17 protein-coding genes are annotated in these 19,808 nt (G+C 70.5%); 4 read left to right on the plus strand and 13 right to left on the minus strand.

Annotated features, from left to right (window positions below; all coding sequences use genetic code 11):
* Nucleotides 1-3: 3 nt before the first annotated feature.
* The 5 genes from QRY02_RS33275 to QRY02_RS33295 all read right to left on the minus strand — a co-directional run bounded on the left by QRY02_RS33275 (nt 4) and on the right by QRY02_RS33295 (nt 5,833).
* Nucleotides 4-420, minus strand: coding sequence for a roadblock/LC7 domain-containing protein (locus tag QRY02_RS33275; protein WP_003085368.1), 417 nt, complete (start codon nt 418-420; stop codon nt 4-6).
* 402 nt (nt 421-822) lie between these two features.
* Nucleotides 823-1,431, minus strand: a complete 609-nt coding sequence (locus QRY02_RS33280; RefSeq protein WP_285986767.1) for a GTP-binding protein — start codon at nt 1,429-1,431, stop codon at nt 823-825.
* On the minus strand, nt 1,412-2,191 hold the full coding sequence (locus tag QRY02_RS33285; protein ID WP_103336418.1) for a DUF742 domain-containing protein: 780 nt from the start codon (nt 2,189-2,191) through the stop codon (nt 1,412-1,414). Before QRY02_RS33285 ends, QRY02_RS33280 begins: the two co-directional genes overlap by 20 nt.
* A 25-nt stretch (nt 2,192-2,216) precedes the next feature.
* The gene (locus QRY02_RS33290; RefSeq protein ID WP_003085376.1) at nt 2,217-2,678 is read right to left on the minus strand and encodes a roadblock/LC7 domain-containing protein; all 462 of its coding nucleotides are present in this window, start codon (nt 2,676-2,678) and stop codon (nt 2,217-2,219) included.
* 20 nt (nt 2,679-2,698) lie between these two features.
* Nucleotides 2,699-5,833, minus strand: a complete 3,135-nt coding sequence (locus QRY02_RS33295; protein WP_285986768.1) for a sensor histidine kinase — start codon at nt 5,831-5,833, stop codon at nt 2,699-2,701.
* Between the two features lie 723 nt (nt 5,834-6,556).
* Between QRY02_RS33295 and QRY02_RS33300 the strand changes: the two genes are divergently transcribed.
* From QRY02_RS33300 to QRY02_RS33315, 4 genes are read left to right on the plus strand one after another with little or no spacing between them, the layout of a single operon-like run.
* Nucleotides 6,557-7,564, plus strand: coding sequence for an ABC transporter substrate-binding protein (locus tag QRY02_RS33300; RefSeq protein WP_285993983.1), 1,008 nt, complete (start codon nt 6,557-6,559; stop codon nt 7,562-7,564).
* A 1-nt stretch (nt 7,565) separates the two neighbouring features.
* Complete coding sequence (locus tag QRY02_RS33305; protein WP_285986769.1) at nt 7,566-8,336, plus strand: ABC transporter permease; 771 nt, start codon at nt 7,566-7,568, stop codon at nt 8,334-8,336.
* Nucleotides 8,333-9,166 (plus strand): ABC transporter permease, encoded by an 834-nt coding sequence (locus QRY02_RS33310; RefSeq protein ID WP_285986770.1) that lies wholly within the window; start codon nt 8,333-8,335, stop codon nt 9,164-9,166. Before QRY02_RS33305 ends, QRY02_RS33310 begins: the two co-directional genes overlap by 4 nt.
* Before the next feature lie 19 nt (nt 9,167-9,185).
* On the plus strand, nt 9,186-10,046 hold the full coding sequence (locus QRY02_RS33315) for an ABC transporter ATP-binding protein (protein WP_285986771.1): 861 nt from the start codon (nt 9,186-9,188) through the stop codon (nt 10,044-10,046).
* Nucleotides 10,047-10,096: 50 nt separating this feature from the next.
* Here the strand turns inward: QRY02_RS33315 and mdlC are convergent, their stop codons facing one another.
* From mdlC to QRY02_RS33360, 8 genes are all read right to left on the minus strand, one after another.
* Complete coding sequence (gene mdlC, locus QRY02_RS33320) at nt 10,097-11,683, minus strand: benzoylformate decarboxylase (protein ID WP_285986772.1); 1,587 nt, start codon at nt 11,681-11,683, stop codon at nt 10,097-10,099.
* Nucleotides 11,684-11,692: 9 nt separating this feature from the next.
* Nucleotides 11,693-11,851, minus strand: coding sequence for a DUF397 domain-containing protein (locus tag QRY02_RS33325; protein WP_285986773.1), 159 nt, complete (start codon nt 11,849-11,851; stop codon nt 11,693-11,695).
* The gene (locus QRY02_RS33330; RefSeq protein WP_285993984.1) at nt 11,851-12,432 is read right to left on the minus strand and encodes a DUF5753 domain-containing protein; all 582 of its coding nucleotides are present in this window, start codon (nt 12,430-12,432) and stop codon (nt 11,851-11,853) included. The genes QRY02_RS33325 and QRY02_RS33330 overlap by 1 nt, the downstream gene beginning before the upstream one ends.
* The gene (locus QRY02_RS33335) at nt 12,342-12,563 is read right to left on the minus strand and encodes a helix-turn-helix domain-containing protein (protein ID WP_285993985.1); all 222 of its coding nucleotides are present in this window, start codon (nt 12,561-12,563) and stop codon (nt 12,342-12,344) included. Before QRY02_RS33335 ends, QRY02_RS33330 begins: the two co-directional genes overlap by 91 nt.
* Nucleotides 12,564-12,644: 81 nt before the next feature.
* Nucleotides 12,645-14,294 (minus strand): S53 family peptidase, encoded by a 1,650-nt coding sequence (locus QRY02_RS33340; RefSeq protein WP_285986774.1) that lies wholly within the window; start codon nt 14,292-14,294, stop codon nt 12,645-12,647.
* Between the two features lie 166 nt (nt 14,295-14,460).
* Nucleotides 14,461-15,726 (minus strand): NsdA family TPR-like regulatory protein, encoded by a 1,266-nt coding sequence (locus QRY02_RS33345; RefSeq protein WP_502874153.1) that lies wholly within the window; start codon nt 15,724-15,726, stop codon nt 14,461-14,463.
* A gap of 416 nt (nt 15,727-16,142) precedes the next feature.
* On the minus strand, nt 16,143-16,820 hold the full coding sequence (locus tag QRY02_RS33355; protein ID WP_285986777.1) for a copper homeostasis protein CutC: 678 nt from the start codon (nt 16,818-16,820) through the stop codon (nt 16,143-16,145).
* A gap of 12 nt (nt 16,821-16,832) precedes the next feature.
* Nucleotides 16,833-19,775: a sensor histidine kinase gene (locus QRY02_RS33360; protein ID WP_285986778.1), complete on the minus strand. Its 2,943-nt coding sequence runs from the start codon at nt 19,773-19,775 to the stop codon at nt 16,833-16,835.
* Nucleotides 19,776-19,808 lie beyond the last annotated feature (33 nt).

Below are 19,808 nucleotides of genomic sequence, written 5' to 3' on the forward strand. Positions count from 1 at the left end.
GCCCTACCCACGCACGCCGCCTTGGAGCTGGGCGCGCAGCTCGGGGGTGATCTGCTGGCCGACCCGCTCGACGAGCAGGGTCATCTCGTAGGCGACCGTGCCGATGTCGCACGTCGGCGCGGCGAGCACCGCCAGCGACGAACCGTCCGAAACGGACATCAAGAACAAGTAGCCGCGCTCCATCTCCACCACGGTCTGGTTGACGCCGCCCGCTTCGAAGCAGCGCGCCGCCCCCGCCGTCAGGCTGATCAACCCGGACGCCACCGCCGACAACTGCTCGGCACGTTCCTGGGGCAGCCCCTCCGACGGTGCCAGCAGCAACCCGTCCGCGGACACCAGAACGGCGTGCGCGGCACCGGGTACCCGGCGGACGAAGTCCGTGATGAGCCAGCCGAACGTGCCCTGGCCGGAAGCCGTCACTCCTGCTCCTCCTTGCTCGTGCGGCGTCGCCCGCCGCACCCCGGAGCGCCCGGCACGGCCGGTCGGCGACGCCACGGTAAAGCGTATTCGCACCGCCGGTGGTGTCGAGCCCGCCACCGGCCGGCCGCTGCGCACCCTACGTGTGCACCCGGCCGAGTTCCGCGGCAGCCCGGCTTGCCTCCCCCATCCGGGGGACGCACCACGTCGTCGCCCACGGCTCACACCCGTGGGCTGTCCACGCAGGTCAGCCCGGGTGCGACCAGCCCAGGCGGGCACCACGCTCGCCGGCGCCGGCGGACCGCCCCGGCCGGCTACTCCTCCGGACGGTGACAGCACTCCCCGAAGTGGGTGAAGCACGCGGAGTTCACTCCAACGGCCGCATCCGGATCGGGGCGTCATGGGCTATCCCGCGCGCAGCGCCGAATCGTGCGCGATCGCGTGCTGGACGACCGAGATCAACACCTGCTTCGCGGACTCGCGCTCCCGCGCGTCGCACGCCATGATCGGGACCGACGGCGCGATGGTCAGCGCGTGCCGGACGTCCTCGATCTGGTGGTGCAGCAGCCGGTCGAAGCAGTTGATGGCCACGACGTAGGGCAGCTTCCGGTTCTCGAAGAAGTCGATCGACGGGAACGCGTCGGCCAGCCGCCGCGTGTCGACCAGCACGACCGCGCCGATGGCGCCGACCGCGAGGTCGTCCCACATGAACCAGAACCGGTGCTGACCAGGGGTGCCGAAGACGTACAGCACCAGGTCCGAGTCCAGCGAGATGCGCCCGAAGTCCATCGCCACGGTGGTGGTGGTCTTGTTCGGCGTCGCCGAGGTGTCGTCGTGTCCGACGCTGGCCTCGGTCATCATGGCCTCGGTGGTCAGCGGGTCGATCTCCGAGATCGCCCCGACCATCGTTGTCTTCCCCGAACCGAACCCGCCGGCGACCACGATCTTGGCCGACGAGGTCGGACCCGTCACCTGCGGCGCGTTCGCGTCGGAGTCAAATTCTCCGAAGCCCACTGAGCACCCTTTCCATGAACTCGATACTCGGGCGGTCGCCCACGGTCGGGCTGCTGGAGTGCACCAGCACCAGCCCGAGGCCCGCCACGTCACCAATCAACACCCGCACCACGCCGAGCGGCAGGCGCAGCAGCGCCGCCACTTCGGCCACCGACCTGGTGTCGAGGCACAGGTCACAGATCGACCGGTGCTCGGGCACCCGGACCCGGTCGAGCATCCGGCCCTGCTCACTGGTCGAAATCAACGCCTCGATGGCCAGGTCCAGCGTCGCCTTCGTCCGGCCCCGGGTCCGGAAGTACGGCCGGACCAGGCCCGAAGTCTCCATCTCCGTCGCCGGCGGCTCGTCGACGTACTCCTGGTGGGCCTGCCGCGGCAGCGCCGCGGCCAGCTCCCCGGAGTCCGGCCCCGACGAGAAGTCCCGCTCGGCGCTGTACGCGGCGAACTCGTGCGCGTCGTACAGCGGCCCGCTCGAACCGCCGAACAGCTCCGCGCCCGGACCGCCGAGCAGGCGGTCGCGGTACTCGGTGCCCCCGGCGATCGGCCGGATCGGTTCCTGCCCGGCGTTGCTGTCGGTCAGCCAGTTCGGCGGCTCCCGCACGGGGTCGCTGTCGGAGGCCTGCACCCGCCGCGCGCGCCACTCGCGGTCGACGCGGTCCCGGAACGACTGCCAGTCCTCCCGGCCGTCGTCCGATTGGTCGGACCACCCGCCGGAGAAGTCGTCACCGAGCCGCCCTTCACCCCTCAAGCGCCCGTCGTCCACGGCTCTCTCCTCGGTTCCCAGGTCCTCAGCGGCGGACGGCCGCACCCTGCAGTTGCGCCCGCATCTCCGGAGTCAGCTGCTGGCCGACCCGTTCCACCAGCAAGGTCATCTCGTAGACGACCAAGCCGATGTCACTCTCCGGCGAACCGAGGACCGCCAGGCACGAACCGTCGGAAACCGACATGAGGAAGAGGAAGCCGTTCGCCATTTCGACGACGGTCTGCGCCACCGTCCCGCCTTCGAACACCTTGGCCGCGCCGCGCGCGAGGCTCGTGAGCCCCGACGCCACCGCGGCCAGCTGGTCCGCCCGGTCCTTCGGCAGACCCCGCGAGGCCGCCAGGAGCAGGCCGTCGGCCGACACCACGACCGCGTGGGCCGCGCCGGGCACCCGGTGCACGAAATCCGTGATCAGCCAAGCGAAGCTGCCGGCATTGTTCGCCTTGGCATGCGCCTGGCCGTTCGGCTGCGCGGAGCCACCCGGCTGCATTGCACCCGCCCGTGTCACTTTCACTCCTCACTGCTGTCTGTGGTGTTGCCACGCCCCGGAACCCTGCTGCCTTGCAGCTGTTCTTCGGCCGGGAGTTCCTTCAAGGCGTGCCGTCCCGAGGTGTAGCCCCGTTGGAAGCTTGCCATCCGGCTCCGCGCCGCGGACGCCGAGCGGGTGATCGCACCCGTTCCGGGCATCCCCGCGGTGTTGTCCGCGAAGCTGTTCTGCGGCGGCGCGTCGACCGAAGGACTGCTGATCGACCCCGGCACCAGGTAGGCGTTCGGGACGCGTTTCGGCAGCCCGGCCGGGGTGATCTCCTCGTTCTTGGACTCGAGCAGCGACTGCGCCGCCTGCCAGCCGTCGTCGGAGGCGCTGTGCCAGCCGTCGTCGGCCGGGAGGAGCGGGTGCCGGGTCGCCGCGGTCGGCTGGAGCTCGTCACGGGACGGCTCGGCCGGCGCGGGCGGCGGCGGGGCAGGCTGCTCGTCGGTACCGGTGAGCGGCGGCAGGTTGGGGTCTTCGCCCTCGCTCTGCGTCGGCACCGGGTCGGCTGCCGCGTCGTCACCTTCACTGAACCAGCGTGACAGCACCGACTGGTAGATCGGCAACCGCCGGGTGGGTACATCGTCTTCGAGCGCCGACGAACCCACCTCGTTCGCGGGTGGCGGCGGCGCGGGTGGCTCCTCCGGCGGCACGAACTTCGGCTCGCGCTTGGGCAGCACCAGCGGCGCGAACTGCGTGTCGGCGGCTCGCGAGCTGGCCCCGTCGCCGTTCGACGAAGGCGCCAGCGGCGCCAGGTCCTCGGCGGTCGGCCAGGCCGGCGTCTCGGGCTTCGGCAGGTCCGGCGACAGGAACGGGCCTGCCGCGCGGCCGCCGCTGACCAGGTCGTCCAGGCTGATCGGCTGGTCGAGCGGCACCAGGCCGCCCTGGTTCGGCACCGGCTCGTGCACCGGGGGCGGTGGCGGCGGCGCCGAAGGCGGCGTCTGCGCGAACGACTGCGTCTGGTCGAAGTCCGAGCGCGCGGCCGGGATCGGGATGCTCGGCATCGACATCGACGTCTCGGAGCGGTTCGCCGGCGGCGGGGTCTGCCGCTGCATGCCCGGGCGGAGCTGGGTCAGCAGCTCGGCCGGGACGACGACCCGGGCGATCACGCCACCCTCGATGTCCTCGTTCTCGCGCAGCCGGACCTCGATGCCGTGGCGCTTGGCCAGCCGCGAAACCACGTACAGGCCCATTCGCCGGGTCACCGACACGTCCAGGTCCGGCGGGTCGGCCAGGCGCGCGTTGACCTCGGCCAGCCGCTCCTCGCTCATGCCGACACCGTGGTCAGTGACCTGGATGGCCAGCGCCTTGCGCCGGGTCACCACGGCCCGCACGATGACCTTCGTCTCCGGCTCGGAGAAGTAGGTCGCGTTGTCGAGCAGCTCGGCGAGGACGTGCACGAGGTCGTGGATCGCCAGGCCCTGGACCGCGACGTCGGGCACGATGCCGACCTCGATCCGGGCGTACTGCTCGATCTCCGACACCGCGGCGCCGATGACGTCGGCGGCGGGCACCGGCTTGGGCACCGACTTGGCCAGGCCGGCGCCGGAGAGCACCAGCAGGGACTCACCGTTGCGCCGCAGCCGCGTCGCGAGGTGGTCGAGCTCGAACAGGCTGGCCAAGTGGTCCGGGTCCTGCTCGTCGGCCTCGAGCCGGTCGATGACGCCGAGCTGGCGTTCCACCAGCCGCTGCGACCGGCGGGACAGGTTCACGAAGATGCCGTTGACGTTCTCGCGCAGGAGGGCCTGCTCGGCGGCCATCTTGACGGCCTGTTCGTGGACGATGTCGAACGACCGCGCGACCTCGCCGATCTCGTCGCGGGTGTTGACGGGCACCGGCTGGACGGCTCGCTTCGAGGCGCCGACGGGGTCCGGGTCGTCCAGGATCCCCTGCACGGTCTCGGGCAGCCGGGTGTAGGCGATGTCCAGTGCGCTCTTCCGCAGCACCCGCAGCGGGCGCAGCATCAGGCGGGCGACGACGAGCATCAGCGCGATCGCGGCCGCCAGCGCGGCGAGCACCACGGCACCGCCGACCCACGCCGAGTTCACCTTCTGCGTGGCGAGATCGTCGGCGCGGGTCTTGAGCTGGGCCAGCAGGTTCGACTCGACCGCGTGCAGCTTGTCGGCCGACACGGTGCTGTCCTTGCCGAGCGCGGTGGTGTCGATGTTCGGCGGGTCACCCAGTTGCGCGAAGGAGAACGCCGAGGTCTGGATCCGGCGCCGGTCGTCGACCTCCGGACCGGAGTACGTGTCGTTGTAGAGCTGGCGCTGGTCGTCGTCGGCGTTCGCGAGGAAGGCCGCGACGGAGGCGTCCGCGCTGGACGCCGAGGCGCGCGTCTGGTCCAGCAGGTCACCGGGGAAGTTGCCGCGGAACGCGGCGATCTGCAGCTCGGCGTCGGAGCGGGTGGTGAACTCCTTGGCCTCGCTGACCGCCTGCGTGCTCGTGCCCAGCCGCAGCACGTCCCGGTCGGTGACCGCGGTGGTCACCTCGCGGCCGAGCTCGATGAGCGAGTCGATGATGCCCGAGTAGGCGGTGAGCACCGTGATGTCGGGCAGGCTGTTGGAGGTGTTGAACGCCGCCCGCAGCGGACGCAGGGCGTCGAGGCGCTGGAGACCGCGGGTGTAGCGGTCCTTGGTCGCCTGGTCGTCGTAGTCCAGGGTGCGTGCCGCGTCGCGCAGGTCCTGGACCTCGCGGTCCACCTTGGCGATCTGCGAGTCGAGCCCGGTCTGCAGCAGCTGGTTCTGCGACGAGATCCGCGCAACGGACAGCGAGCGCTCGTTCTGCAGCTCGTGCACCACTGTGGTGACCTTGACGGCGAACGCCACCTGGTCGGCGGTGCGCTGGAACTCGGCCGCCTCGCGGGCGTCGTCGATCACGCGCACCGCGCCCAGCGCGAGCGCGGTCAGGGTCGGGATGATCAGGACCGCGGCCAGCTTGGACCGCAGCCGCCAGTCACGCATGCCGGAGAACAGCCCGGTCTTCCGGCCCGGATCCGCTCCGGGCGACTGCGCAGGGGCCCCTCCCACCCCCGCGGCGTCTTCGTTCGGCACCGCCGCTCCACCATCATCGTTCGTGCTCGGGAAACCCTGGTCGGTCCAGCGCCCGCCAGGGCGCATCGCGTTCTCCTCAGCCACTCGTCTGCACGCTCCCGGCGTTCCGGCGCTCCGGCCCATCGGAAGGAGCCCAGCGCAAGACGCTACCCGTACGGGTGAAAAGATCGTCTCCAGTGTCGGCACTGGAGGTACCTGAACCCCGTCCAGCCGGACGGAATCGGTTCAGCTCGAGCATCACGGTCGGGTCCCTGCGCTGGTCCTGCATCGGTCTGTTGGTCGGCCTAATCCACCGGCGCGGCGGTTGTGCCCGGCCAGGCAGTGGTCTTTGCGGGGAAGATTCTCTCAGGAAAAGCACAGTGTGTGCTGGTACACCGAAGCGGGACTTCTTGATCGGCCATCCAGGCACTCTCTCTCACTACATCGGAGGTTGATACCTCCCCGCAGGTGCAGAGGGTAGCGAACGGCCGGGGAAGATGTAACCCTCCCGACAGGACCCACTCAATCTTGCACAGCGTTCGCTCAGTCGACGCACAGCAGCCGTCGCGAATTCAGGAACCCCACCCTACGCTGGGTGAACAGCTACGGCGAGTGGAGCAGTGGGTCTAGACCAGAGGCCGAAAGAGTGACGTGCGCCACTCGGTCAGGTAGTGATTCCACCCATTGTGAGCAAGCTGTCACGTTCTCTACAGTGGCCGCGTGACTTCCGAGAATGAGTCACGCACTTCCACCGGAATCGGTTCCCGAACCGTCACTTTCTTCAAGGAGCAGGCCTTGCTTGGAAACGCCATGAGCAGTGGCCGGGTTCGCACTCGCCGCGCCGCGCTCGGGCTCGCCCTCACCGTCGCAGCCGCCACGGCCCTCACCGGCTGCAGTGCGCTCGGCTCGGACAGCTCGAACGCCTCGTCGAACGGGGGCGGCCTGGAGAAGTCGAAGATCAAGGTCTCCATCATGCCGACCACGGACCTCGGTCCGTTCTGGCTGGCCCAGGACGGCGGCTACTTCAAGGCCGAGGGTCTCGAGGTCGAGCAGATCGTCGCCAAGAGCGGGCAGGAGTCGATGCAGAAGGCGATCTCCGGCGAAGCGGACATCGCCCTCTCGACCTACACGCCGTTCTTCGTCGCCAAGAGCAAGGGCGCCGCGGACATCCAGCTCGTCGCCGACGGCACGTCCGTCAACGCGAAGAGCAACGCGATCGTCACAGTGCCGACCTCGCCGGTGAAGACGGTCAACGACCTCCAGGGCAAGCGGATCGCGATCACCGCCATGAACACCGCGTCCGACATCCTCACCAAGTCCGTCATGAAGGACCACGGCGTCGACTTCAACGGGGTCAAGTGGACCCTGATCCCGCTGCCGAACATGGCGGCGGCGCTGAAGGACAACCAGGTGGACGCGGCCTACATGCCGGAGCCGATGCTCACGCAGGCGGCGAAGACGGTCGGCGCGACGCCGGTCATCGACATCAACACCGGCGCCAGCCAGGACTTCCCGCTGACCGGCTACGGCTCGACGACGAAGTGGGTGCAGGCGAACCCGAAGACCCTCTCGGCCTTCCAGCGGGCGATGAAGAAGGCCACCAGCGACGCGATCAACGACCGCTCGAAGGTCGAACCGCTGCTGGTCAAGTACGCGAAGATCGACGAAGACACGGCCAAGCTGCTCACCCTGCCCGGCTACGGCTCCGTCCTGGACGCCCGGCGCCTGCAGCGGGTGCCCGACCTGCTGCTGCAGATGGGCGTCATCACCAGCAAGGTCGACGCCGCGCCGATGATCGCCCCGCAGGCGACCAACTGACGTGAAGAAACTGCTTCGCGGCCTGGCCGGCCTGGTCGGCTTCCTCCTGTTCTGGGAGGTTGTCGTCCAGGTCGGCCTGGTCAGTAAGACGTTCACCCCGCCGCCCAGCGTCGTGCTGGTCACCGTCGGGGACCTGCTGGGCGACCCCGAGTTCATCCGGGACATCGTCGCGACCATGCTGGCCTGGCTGATCGCCATCGTCGTCGCGATCGCGGTCGGCGTACCCGCCGGGCTCCTGCTGGGCAGCATCCCGGCGTTGCGCACGGCCACCGCCGCGATCGTGGAGTTCCTCCGGCCGATCCCGATCACCGCGCTGGTTCCCCTGGTGCTGCTGGTGATCGGCTCCGGGCCCGAAGCGAAGATCACCCTCGCCGTCTACGCCTCGCTGTGGCCGATCATGTTCAACACGATCTACGGCATGGGCGAAATCGACCCGGTGCTGATGGAGACCGCCCGCGCGTGCGGGACCAGCCGGTTCCGCATCCTGACGTCGGTCGCGCTGCCGCAGACCGCGCCGTTCGTCTTCACCGGCGTCCGGCTGTCGGCGACCATCTCGCTGATCGCCGTCGTCAGCGTCGAGTTCCTGGCCGGTTCCCAGCTCGGCCTGGGCAGCTTCATCATCGTCGCCAGCACCGGTTCGATCCGGTTCGACCTGGTCCTGGCCGGCACGGTGGTCGCCGGGACGCTGGGCTACCTGATCAACGAGGGCCTCGAACAGCTCGGCAAGCGGCTGTTCCGGTGGAGCTCGGTGGACCGGGAGGCGATCGCGTGACCGCGGCGACCCTTTCGGGCCGGGTGGGCCGGCGCGCCGCGCGCGGTGCCGCCACGGTCCTGCGCAACTGGCTGCTGTTCGCGATCCTGGTGGTCGGCTGGGAGTTCGCCGCCCGGGCCGGCGGCAGCAAGTTCTTCCCCCCGCCGTCGGAGATCGCGGGCACCGCCGCGAAGCTGTGGTTCACCGGGCCCGCGTCGCACCTGTTCCTCACCGACGCCGTGTTCGACAACGTGTTCCCCAGCCTCGGCCGGACGCTCGGCGGCTGGGCACTGGCCGCGGTCGTCGGCATCGTCATCGGCGTGCTCCTCGGCCGGTCGGCGACGGCGATGGACTACGTCGGCCCGCTGTTCGCGTTCTTCCGCTCGATCCCGCCACCCACCTTGATCCCGGTGTTCGCGGTGCTGTTCGGGCTGAGCTCGGGCATGCAGATCGGGTCGATCATCTTCGGCGCGGTGTGGCCGGTGCTGCTCAACACCGTCGACGGCGTCCGCTCGGTCGACCAGGTGAAGGTGGAGACGGCGCGGTCGTTCCGCACGCCCAAGGCGTACTGGCTCGGCATGGTCGTCCTGCCGTCGGCGGCGCCGAAGATCTTCGCCGGGCTGCGGGTGAGCCTGTCGATCTCGCTGCTGCTGATGGTCGTCTCCGAGCTCGTCGGCGCCTACAACGGCATCGGCCGGTCGCTGCTGAACGCCCAGCAGGACTTCGAGTTCCCGACCATGTGGTCGTGGCTGGTGCTGCTGGGCATCCTCGGCTACGTCTTCAACACGATCTTCCTGGCCGCGGAACGGCGGGTGCTGGCCTGGCAGCCGGCCCGTCTCGGCCGCGACTGACGCTGGAAAGGCCTCTCCCATGTCCACCATGCTCGAAGTTTCCGGCCTCAGTCACACCTACGGCAGCGGGGCCAAGGCTCACACCGCGGTGAACAACCTTTCGTTCACCGTCGAAGCCGGGCAGCTGGCCAGCATCGTCGGCCCGTCGGGCTGCGGGAAGTCGACGCTGCTGCGCTGCATCGCCGGGCTGACCCCGCCCACCGACGGCACGGTCAGCCTGCACGGCGACCGCGTCTCCGGGGTCCCGGACGACCTGGCCGTCGTGTTCCAGGACTACAGCCGTTCGCTGTTCCCCTGGCTTTCGGTGCAGAAGAACGTCGAGTTCCCGTTGCGGTGGCGGCCGATCTCCCGCGCGGAACGTCGTGAACGGGCGGCCGAAGCGCTGTCCCACGTGGGCTTGTCGGACGTCGGTGGCAAGTACCCGTGGCAGCTGTCCGGCGGCATGCAGCAGCGGGTGTCGATCGCCCGCGCGCTGGCCAGCCGCCCGGCGCTGCTGCTGATGGACGAGCCGTTCGCCTCGGTCGACGCCCAGACGCGCTTCGAGCTCGAGGACCTGACCCGGCGCGTGCAGCGCGAGCAGGGCAGCACGGTCCTGGTCGTCACCCACGACATCGACGAGAGCGTGTACCTGTCCGACCGCGTGCTGGTGCTGTCGAAGTCACCGGCGTCGATCGTGGCGGACCTGCCGGTGGGCCTGCCCGCCGCGCGGGACCAGATCACCACGCGCGAGTCGGCCGAGTTCGTGACCCTGCGCGGCGAAGTGGCGCGGCTGCTGCACGGCGGCACGCCGGCGGAGGCCGCCACGGCCGCGTCCGACGCCGCGGAGTGGGAACTGGCCGAGCGGACCTCGGACGTCCGGGAAACCCGGACCCGCAGCTGACCCGTTGGTGGTCCACAGTGGATATCCACTGTGGACCACCAACGGGCTTTTCAGTACAGCGACTTCGACGACGAGGCCACCCGGACGTGGACCAGCGTCGGGCGCGGGTCGGCCAGCGCCGCCGTGAGGCCGGGAACCAGCTCGGCCGGCTCGGTGATCGTCACGCCGTGGCAGCCCATGCTCTCCGCCAGCGCCGCGAACCCGATGCCGCCCAGTTCGGTGCCCGGCAGCTTCGCGCCGCCGATCGCGTCGCCGAGGATGCGGACCGCCGCGTACTCGGAGTTGTCCAGGATCACGAACGTCACGGGCAGTTCTTCCCGCGCCGCCGTCCAGAGGGCCTGGATGCCGTACATGCTCGAACCGTCGCCGATCACGCCGACGACCTTGCGGTCCGGGCGGGCGAGCGCCGCGCCGACCACGCCGGGGACACCGTAGCCGAGCGTGCCGCTGGCCATCGTCAGGAAGCCGGTGTCGGTGGCCGTGATCGGCAGGTGGTCGTGCAGGATCCCGCGGTGACTGGGTGCCTCTTCGACGACCAAGGCGTTGTCCGGCAACAGATCCGCGAGCGTCGAGTAGACGAGTTCGCCGGTCAGCGCGTCACCGGCCGGTTTCGCGGGACGCTGCCGCGGGGCCGGCGCGGGCCGTGTGCTGCGCTCGACGACGTTGAGCAGCGCGCGGATGCCCAGCTTCGGCGTGGCGCGGATGCCGGTGCCTTCGAAGGCGCGCGCGAGGACCTGTTCGTCGTCGCTGACGATGAACAGCGGCGGCAGCGGAGCTTCCCCGCGCCCGCGGTCGACGTGGTAGGTGAAGGCGGGCGCCCCGAGCACGACGACGAGGTCGTACGGCGCGAGCGTGTCGGCGACCGCGCCGCGTTCGGGGTCGAGGAACCCTTGGAACAGCGGGTGGTCCTCGGGGAACGAACAGCGGTAGGACATCGGCGCGACCCACACGGCGGCGTTGAGCCGTTCGGCGAGCGCGACGGTTTCGACGACGGCTCCGTCCTGGTCGACGGCTCCCCCGACGACGATCGCCGGCCGTTCGGCGGCTTCCAGGGCGGCGTTGAGCTCGTCGACGGCCTCGGGATCGGGCGCGAAGCCGCGGATCCGGGGGCGCGAGACGATGGGCCGTTCGGTGGTGACGGCCCAGTCGTCGGCGGGAACGGACACGAAGACCGGCCCGGACGGCGCCTGTGTGGCGACGTGGTAGGCCCGCGCCAGCGCGGCCGGGACGTCCTCGGCCGAGGCCGGCTCGATCGACCACTTCACGTACGGCTTCGGGAACTCGGGCGCTTCCATGGCCCCGAGGAAGGGCTCGTGCGGGATGAGCGACCGCAGCTGCTGCCCGGCGGCGACGATCAACGGCGTCCGGTTGCGGTAGGCGTTGAAGAGGCTGCCGAGCCCGTGCCCGACCCCGCCGGCGGAGTGCAGGTTGACGAGCACGGCTTGCCGGGTGGCCTGCGCGTAGGCATCGGCCATCGCCACGACGGCGGATTCCTGCAGGCCCAGGACGTAGTCGAAGTCGTCGGGCCAGTCGGTGAGGAACGGCACTTCGGTGGTACCGGGATTGCCGAACACCGTGGTGAGGCCGAGTTCGCGGAGGAGTTCACGGGTGGCGTCCAGCACCGTGCGCTTGATCATGCGCCCAGGTTAACGCTTAGCCTTGCGAAGGAAAGCCCCCCAAGCGGCCGAACTGACGGTCAGGGTGCCACCCGAGCGGTCCTTGGTGTCGCGGATCTGTGACACCGGCCCGAGCTTCACCTCGACGCAGTTCTCTTCGGTGCCGCTGTAACTGGACTTACGCCACATCACGCCTCCAAGTCGGCGATCACCTCCCGGACGAGCGCGCAGGATTCCTGCTCGCTCAGGGCCAGTGCCGCCATCGCCCGCTGGGCCGCCCGGTAATCGGCCACCTGCTGCTCATCGTAGAGGTAGGCACTGCCCCGGTACTGCTCCAGGAAGACGATCGGGGGCAGGTCGGCGAAGTCGAAGATGACGAAGGAACCGTTGAGGCCCGGGTGGAAATCCTCGTTGTCCGGCAGGACCCGCAAACTCACGTTCCGCCGCTGCGCCAGCTCGGCGAGGTGCCTGAGCTGCGGCGCCATGATCTCGGCCCCGCCGCGCCGCTGCCTCAGCGCGGTCTCGGCGAGGAGCGCGGTGTAAGGCGAAGGATCCCGCCCGGTCAGCACCTCCTGCCGCATCAGGCGCACCTTGATCCGCAGCTCTTCCTCCGCCCGCGGCCGCCCGGCGGCCGCGAGGATCGTCCGCACGTAGTCGGGGGTCTGCAGCAGCCCGGGGATCAGCAGCGGCTCCCAGGCGAAGATCGCCGAGGCGGTGCGCTCGTACTCGCCACCTGCTCGATCTTGGGCACCCGCGTCCCGCTCTCCCAGTGCGAGAGATCCTGCGCCACCACCCCCGCCAGGCGCGCCAGTTCGCGCACGCCGAGGTTGCGCGCCTTCCTCGCCGCGCGGATCCCGAAGCCCAGCGCGCGAGACCTCGGTGTCGCTACTAGTGTTGCCATGTACACATTGTGTCACCAGGCACCGACAAAAACGGGAAACCGGGGCCGTCGCAAACCTGCGACAGCCCCGGCTCCACACACTCAGCCGATCAGGCCGGACAGCCCGCTCGCCTTGAAGGAACCCCAGCCCGTCACCTGGTCGTACCCCGTCCCCGCGGCGAACCCGGTCGTCCCGTGCAGGGTGTTGTTGCCCGACGTCACGTCGTGGAAACCGGTTCCGTACGAAGACCCGTTGCCGATCGAGTAGAACTTCGGGTTCAGGTTGCCCAGACCGCCGCCGTGCACCTGGTTCTGCAGCGCCGCGAAGGCCGCCCACAGCGGGGCCGCGCCCGACGTGCCGCCGACCGTTCCCCAGCTGCCCGCGCTGTAGATGTAGTAGCCCGACGTCGGGGAGGCGTCCGCCGACACGTCCGGCACCTTGCGGTACGTCGTGCTCTGCGAGGACTGCCATGACGGCGCCGTGAACACCGTCGAGATGCCGCCGCCGGTCGAGCCGCCGCTGTTGCCGTCGTTCCAGACCACTTCGCTGCTGTAGCCGTTGGACGAGGTCACGCTCAGCTTCGTGCCGCCGACGCCCGAGACGTTCGGGCTCGACGCCGGGAAGTCGACGCCCTTCGCCGTCGAACCCGTCTGGCGGTAGCAGTCGGTCGTGCCGTCGTCGCCCGCCGCGGCGAAGTAGGAAATGCCCTCCGCCGTGCCGGTCGCGATCGCGCTGCTGACGCTCTTCGCCGCGCTCGAACCTTCGGCGGATTCGCAGGCGCCCCAGGAAATCGAGACGACGTGGACCTTCGCGTCGGACGCGATCTTCTGGTACATCGCGAGTTCGCCCGCGCTCGAGTTCGGCGCCTCGTAGACGTAGTCGTTGGCCGCCGCGGCCAGCGCGTGCACGACCTCGATGTCGAGCTCGACCTCGATCTGGCCATCGCCCGGCGACGAGTCGTAGTTCGCGCCGCTGACGCCGACCGTCGTCACCGAGCCCGCGGAAAGGCCGTACGTGCTGTCGTACTTGGTGATGTTGGACTTCTGGTAGCCGTCGAACTCGACGAACCCGACGTTCACACCGCTGCCGGTCGCCGACAGACCACTGGTGCCGTAAGCGGTCTTGAGCACCGGCGGGGTGACGGACTTGACGACGTTGGGCTGCGCCAGCGGCTTCGACGAATGCGTCCGCACCGCGTGGTCGTCGAGGCCGACGACCCCGCCCACGACGTCCGAGACGCTCGCCGGCACGGCCGGGACGGCGTCGTTGGCGAAGAAGTCCCGCCCGGAAACCTGGTCGTGGTAGGTCCCGATCCTGGTCCGGAACGCCGACTCGAGCTGCGCCGCCGAGCCGGTGAACGTGATGGCCTGCCGGTTGCCGGAAACCTCGACCCCGGTCAGCCCGGCTTTCCCGAGAAATGAGACGGCCTTGTCAACGTCCGCCTGGGTCGGGCCGAACCTGGCATTGAACTGCGCCGGGGTCAGGAACCGGTGGTATTGGGGCGAAGCCGGATTTTGGACGTCGGCGAGGAACTTTTCGAGCGCCTGCTGGTTGTGCAGTTTCAGCGAGAGCGCGGCGGTGATCGGCCGGTCGGCCGCGACGTCGCCGGTGCGGGCGCTGTTGATCAGCGGCGCGGCGTTGTCGGCCAGTGTGACCAGGGGTTCCGGGGCGGCGGCGGCCGGGACGGCCACGGCGAGGCCGAGCAACGCAGGCAGCGGCACAGCGGCCGCGACGAGCTTGCGCAAGCGCATGGGGAATTTCCTCTCGGCGGTGGGGACCGGGCCTGCGCGGAATGCTCGCCGCAGGTTGCCGAGAAGCATAAGAAGACGTGATCACGCCGAGAACCTACTTTTGGCCGGTCTTTCAGCGGATCCCATTTTCATTTTCCGTCAGGTTTACCTTCCCATGACAAAAGGATTATTGTCCGGAATGCCCGACCATTTCGACGCGTTCGATGATCTCCCGGGCACGCGCGTCACGCCGGTGGCGCCGGGCCGCGGCCGACAACGTCCGCAGCCGCTGCCGGGTCCGGGGCGAGCGCAGCAGGCCGACCAGCTCGATCGCCTCCCGTCCGGACTCGGCGGCGACGTCGAGATCGCCGTCCAGTGCGTGCACGGTGGCCAGCCAGATCATCGTCAGGGACCGGCTGCGGGCCATCTCCGGGCCGTAGCCGGCGAGCGCGTCGGCGAGCGCGGGGATGCCGTCGCGGCCGTGCCGGACGTCGACGACCTGGGCCAGTTCCCCGTGGACCGTGCCGATCATGGCCGCCAGGTCGGTGGGCCCGAAGAAGGCCGCCCACGGCGACGGTTCCACGCCGGTGGCGTCGGCGAACTCCGTGCGGGCCCGGTGCAGGCACGCCAGCGCGGCGACGGCGTCGGCCTTCTTGGCGTCCGCCCACGCCTGGTTGGCGGACAGGATCGCCTGGGCCAGCCGCGAGCGCGCCCGCAGCGCCGCCTCGCGGCCCCGCCCGAACTCGGTCAGTGCCGGGTCGACCGCGTCGTAGTGCAGCAGCAGCCGCCCGGCGCGGTACCGGATGTTGGCCTGGAGGTCGTGGTTGCCCGCTTCGACGGCCAGGTCCAGCGCCTGCGCGAACGCTTCCAGCGCGGCCTCGGGGCGGTCGTCGTCGAAACTGGTCCAGCCGGCGAGGTTGTACAGGTCGGCGACGGCGGTGCAGAGCCGCGGCCGAACCTTGCCGCGCACCGTGCCGTCCAGCAGCCCGACGGCATGGGGCAGCACCTCCGCGACGGCTTCGCCGCAGGCACCGCCGCCGTAGCGGTAGTCCTGCGCCCGAAGCCGCGCGACGGTGTCCTCGAGCCGTTGCACGTCGGCGAGACCCACGCGTGCGCCGCTGAAGCCGTCCCGCCCGTCACCGCCGGTCATGGCAGCCCTCCGTCCGTAGGGAGCTGCCGATCGGGCAGCTCCGCTCATTCCCCGCGGGGCCAGGCCGGAGCCCGCTCCTTCGAGGGACTGGCACCGGGCAGCACCCCGGTGGCGGTCAGCACCACACCCGTGGCGGTTTCCGCGATCTTGACGACGGCCAGCAGCCCGGTCAGGGCGAGGGAGCCGCCGAGCCCCAGGTGCGCGAAATCGTCTGCGGTGGTTTCCGTTCCGCGTTGACGCGGTATCGCGCCGGTCACGATTCGGCCCTCCGGCTTGCCGATGCGGTACTCGGGCGATAGTCACGGGTAATCAGCCGGCCCCAGGTGGCGGAAATCAACCTGATGGTCGACGTCCTGGTTTCCCGCTGGCCGGACATCGAACGGATTGCGAACCGGATACGCGCGCCCACAGCGCTGCCTCCTGTACATTCCAGACGATTGATGACACCGGGGGCCGGGGTGTCGAATGAGCCGGGGATCGACAGTGGTCACCGCCGACCGCGCCCGACTTCGCCAACGATAACCGGCAGATGCCGCCGATTCAGCCACCAACCAGGTCAAAAGCGGAACCGACTGTGCAGCCGCACGCGCAACTCCGCGCGCGACAGTGCACGAGACGGATGCAATTTCACGTGCCGGGTCACGATTGTCGCCGGCACGCAAAAACATCGGCGGAAACCGTTTTACTCCGCCGATTCTCCGTGGAATTCACGTAGTCGATCAGGATTTGACGAGGTCGACCCAGGTGCGCACGGTTCCGGCGTCCACGGGCGCCTGCCAGCCGCCGGGCCGCACCGCGCTGCCGACGTGGAATCCCCGTACTCCGCCCGCGCGCAGGAGGTGGACCTGCTGGGCGCGCAGGCCGCCGCCGACGAGCAGTTCCGGGCCGCCGTCGCGCTGCGCGAGCCGCTGCAGCACCGAAAGGCCGCTCGCCACGCCGTTCGGGTGACCGGCGGCGAGCACGGTGTCACAGCCGAGCGAGGCCAGCTGGTCGTACGCGCGCAACGGATCGCGCGTGCGGTCGATGGCGCGGTGGAACGTCCAGGGCAGGCCGTCGACCTCCTTGATCAGCGCCTCGCAGGCGTCGAGGTCGATCTCGCTGTCGACGTTGAGGAAGCCGAAGACGAACTCCCGGGCGCCCGCGTCGATCAGCCGGGCGGTGTCCGCGCGCAGCCCTTCCAGGTCGCCCACGGCGAAGGAACCGTTGTCCCGCAGCATGACCCGCACCGGGAGGTCGGTCGCCGAAAGCACGTCACGCAGCGTTTCGACGGACGGCGTCAGGCCGTCCTGCGCCATGTCCGCAACCAGTTCGAGGCGGTCGGCCCCGCCCGCCTGCGCGCCTTCGGCGTCCGCCGCGTCCAGCGCGATCACTTCCAGCAGGGGCGTCTTCGAGCTCATGCCTCATCCGTTTCACTGGTTCCGGGTGTCGTCTCCCCTCGCGTGCCGCCCTCGCCGGAAGCCGCCTTGAAGGCTCGTCATCCGCTCGCGTACCGCTTCCGGGGAAAGAGAGAGTATCGGCCGCTGTTCCGGCACCGCTCCCGGGCTGGCCGCGGAATCCAGTGGCTGCAGGAACGGCCAGGTGTCCTCCGCACCGTCCTCTTGCTCCAGTTCGGCCGGGGTCGGCCATTCGTACGCGGGCTGGATCGCGGCGGGCGGCGCGACGGGCGTCAGCCGCGGTTCGGTGTCTTCGTCGTCCGGCGTGCGCACGGGCGCGACGGCCACCGGAGCCGATGGCGGCGCGAGCGCGGGTGGTGGCGGCGGCGGTGGCGGGGCCAGCTGCGGTTGTGGCGCCGGGGCCGGTTGCGACTGCGGTGCCAGTGGCGGGGCCGATTGCGGTTGTGGCGTCGGTGCCGGTGCCAGTGCCGGTGCCGATTGCGGTCGGGGCGCCGGTGCCGGTGCCAGCGCCGATTGCGGTTGGGGCACCGGTTGCGGTTGCGGGGCCGGTGGCGGCGGCGGGGCCGGTGCCGGTTGCGGCTCGCGGATCGGCGGCCGCGTGGTGAGCGCGTGCCGTGGCTGGGGCTCGACCGGCCGCGGCTCTTCGGCGACCGGGCGCGGCTCCGCCGGCTTCCGCGGCTGTTCGGGTGCGGCGGAGGCGTCGAACCAGCGGGACAGGACGTCGCGGTAGGCGGGCATCCGCTCGGTCGGGGCGTCGAGGTCCAGGTGAGCCTCTTCGTCCACGGTCGGCCACTCCGGCGCGTGGTCGCGGGCCACCACCGGGGCCCGGCGCGGCGGCCCGGCCTCGATCGACGGCGGCGACAGCTCTTCCGGCTCCGGCTCGGGTTCGGGCTCCGGCGGCGTCAGCGGGGCGAGCGGCGCCAGCAGCTCCGGTTCCGGGGCGGCGGCCGGCTCGGCGGGCGGCGGCGGTGCCGGCATCGGCGGCAGCTCGACGATCAGGGCCGCGGGCACCAGCACGGTCGCGACCAGCCCGGAGTCCGCGCCCGCGCTCAGGCTGACGTCGATGTGGTGGCGCGTGGCCAGCGTCGCGACGACGAACAGGCCCATCCGGCGCGACACCTCGACGTCGACGTCCGGCGGGTTCGCGAGCCGCGCGTTGGTGCGGTCGATCTCCGCCTGCGGCATGCCGGCACCGTGGTCGATGATCTCGATCTGCCAGTCGCCGTCGTGGGTTTCGGCGCTCGCCACGGTGACCGTCTCGTCGGCGGAATAGCGCGTCGCGTTCTCCAGCAGCTCCGAAACGACGTGCACGAGGTCGTTGACGGCCTCACCGCGGACCGCGACCTGCGGCGCCGGGCCGAGCTCGATCCGCTGGTAGTCCTCGACCTCCGAGAGCGCGGCGCCGATGATCTCGTCGGCCGCCACCGGGCCGGCGTCCTCCCGCGCGGAGTCCTGGCCGGAGAGCACCAGCAGGTTTTCGCTGTTGCGCCGCATCCGCGTCGCGAGGTGGTCGAGTTCGAACAGCCCGGCGAGGGTGTCCGGGTCCTGCTCGCCGGCCTCCATCCGGTCGAGCACCGACAGCTGCCGTTCGACGAGGTCCTGGCTGCGCTGCGAGAGGTTGACGAACATCGCGTTGACGTTCTCGCGCAACATGGCCTGTTCGCCCGCGAGCCGGACAGCCTCGCCGTGCACCGCGTCGAACGCGCGCGCCACCTGGCCGAGCTCTTCTCGGGTGAACACCGGCACGGGCGCGACGGCGAGCCGTTTCCGCAGGTTCTCGGGCGCGGGCTCGGGATCGGTGAGCAGGTTCTGCACGGCCGCGGGCAGCCGGTGCTCGGCCACTTCCAGTGCCGTCCGGCGCAGGATCCGCAAGGGGCGCAACAGGGATCGCGCGATGACCACCGACAGCACACCGGCGACGAGCAGGACGCCGAGGACGACACCGCCGTCCCACAGCGCGGCCGTACGGGCTTGCGCCGCCAGGGTGTCCGTGCGTTCCTGCAACTGGACCAGCAGCGCTTGCTGCACCTGGTGGGCGAGGTTCACCGTGTGCGTTGCCGAGGTGTCCCACTGGTTCGGGTCGAGGCCCGAGAGGTTCTGGCCGTTTTCGGTGCGGGTGAGCGCGGATTCGACCATGTCGTTGCCGATGTCGACGACCAGGCCGATCACCGTGTCGTCGTACATCCGCTGCTGGTCGGGGGTGGCGAAGGTGCGGTAGTCGTTGCGCGCGGCGTCCAGTTCGGCTTCCGCGCCGAGCAGGGCGCGCGTGCGGTCGCGGTTCAGGGTGCCCGACGCGAGCGCCTCGGCCATCACCGCCCGCTTGACCGACATCTGGTCCTTGATCCGGGCGAGCGCGTTGCCCGCCAGCCGCATCCGCGCGAGCTCCGGGTCGGCGACGTCCGCGGCGGCGGAGTCGCTGATGTCGAGCAGGCCGGAGATCAGCTCGCTGTAGGAGCGCAGCACGGCGTCGGCGGGGAACGCCGAATGTTCCGCGGAAAACCGCAGGCCACCGAGCACGCGCAGGCGGTCGTCGGTCTGCTGCAGGCTTTCCGCGGCGTTCGCGTCGAGCCGGGCCTTGCTCTCGGCGAGGGTCCGCTCGAACCCGCCGATGGCCTGGTCGACGCGGTTGCGCTGGGCGGTCAGGTCCGCGGTATCGCTTTGGCGGTTCTGGGCGACGAACCGGACAGTGAGGTCGCGCTCGCGTTGCAGCTCGTGCAAGGCTTCGGCGACCGTGCTGTCGACGCGGCCGCGCGTGGCGAACTCGGCCAGCTGCCGGGCGTCGCGCAGGTCGGAGCTGATCCGCAGGCCGACGAGCGCGATCACGGCCAGCGCCGGGATGAGGAGGACGGCGAAGAGCTTCGTGCCGAGACGCCAGTTCCGCAACCGCCAGCGGCCGCCCGCCGGACGCGGATCCGCCGCGTCGCCGCCCTTGCGGGGACGCTTGTTGCGACGGGTCACCTGGTTTCCTTTTCCGCCGCGGGCGGGAACCCG

This window comes from Amycolatopsis sp. DG1A-15b (assembly GCF_030285645.1).
Taxonomy (GTDB): domain Bacteria; phylum Actinomycetota; class Actinomycetes; order Mycobacteriales; family Pseudonocardiaceae; genus Amycolatopsis.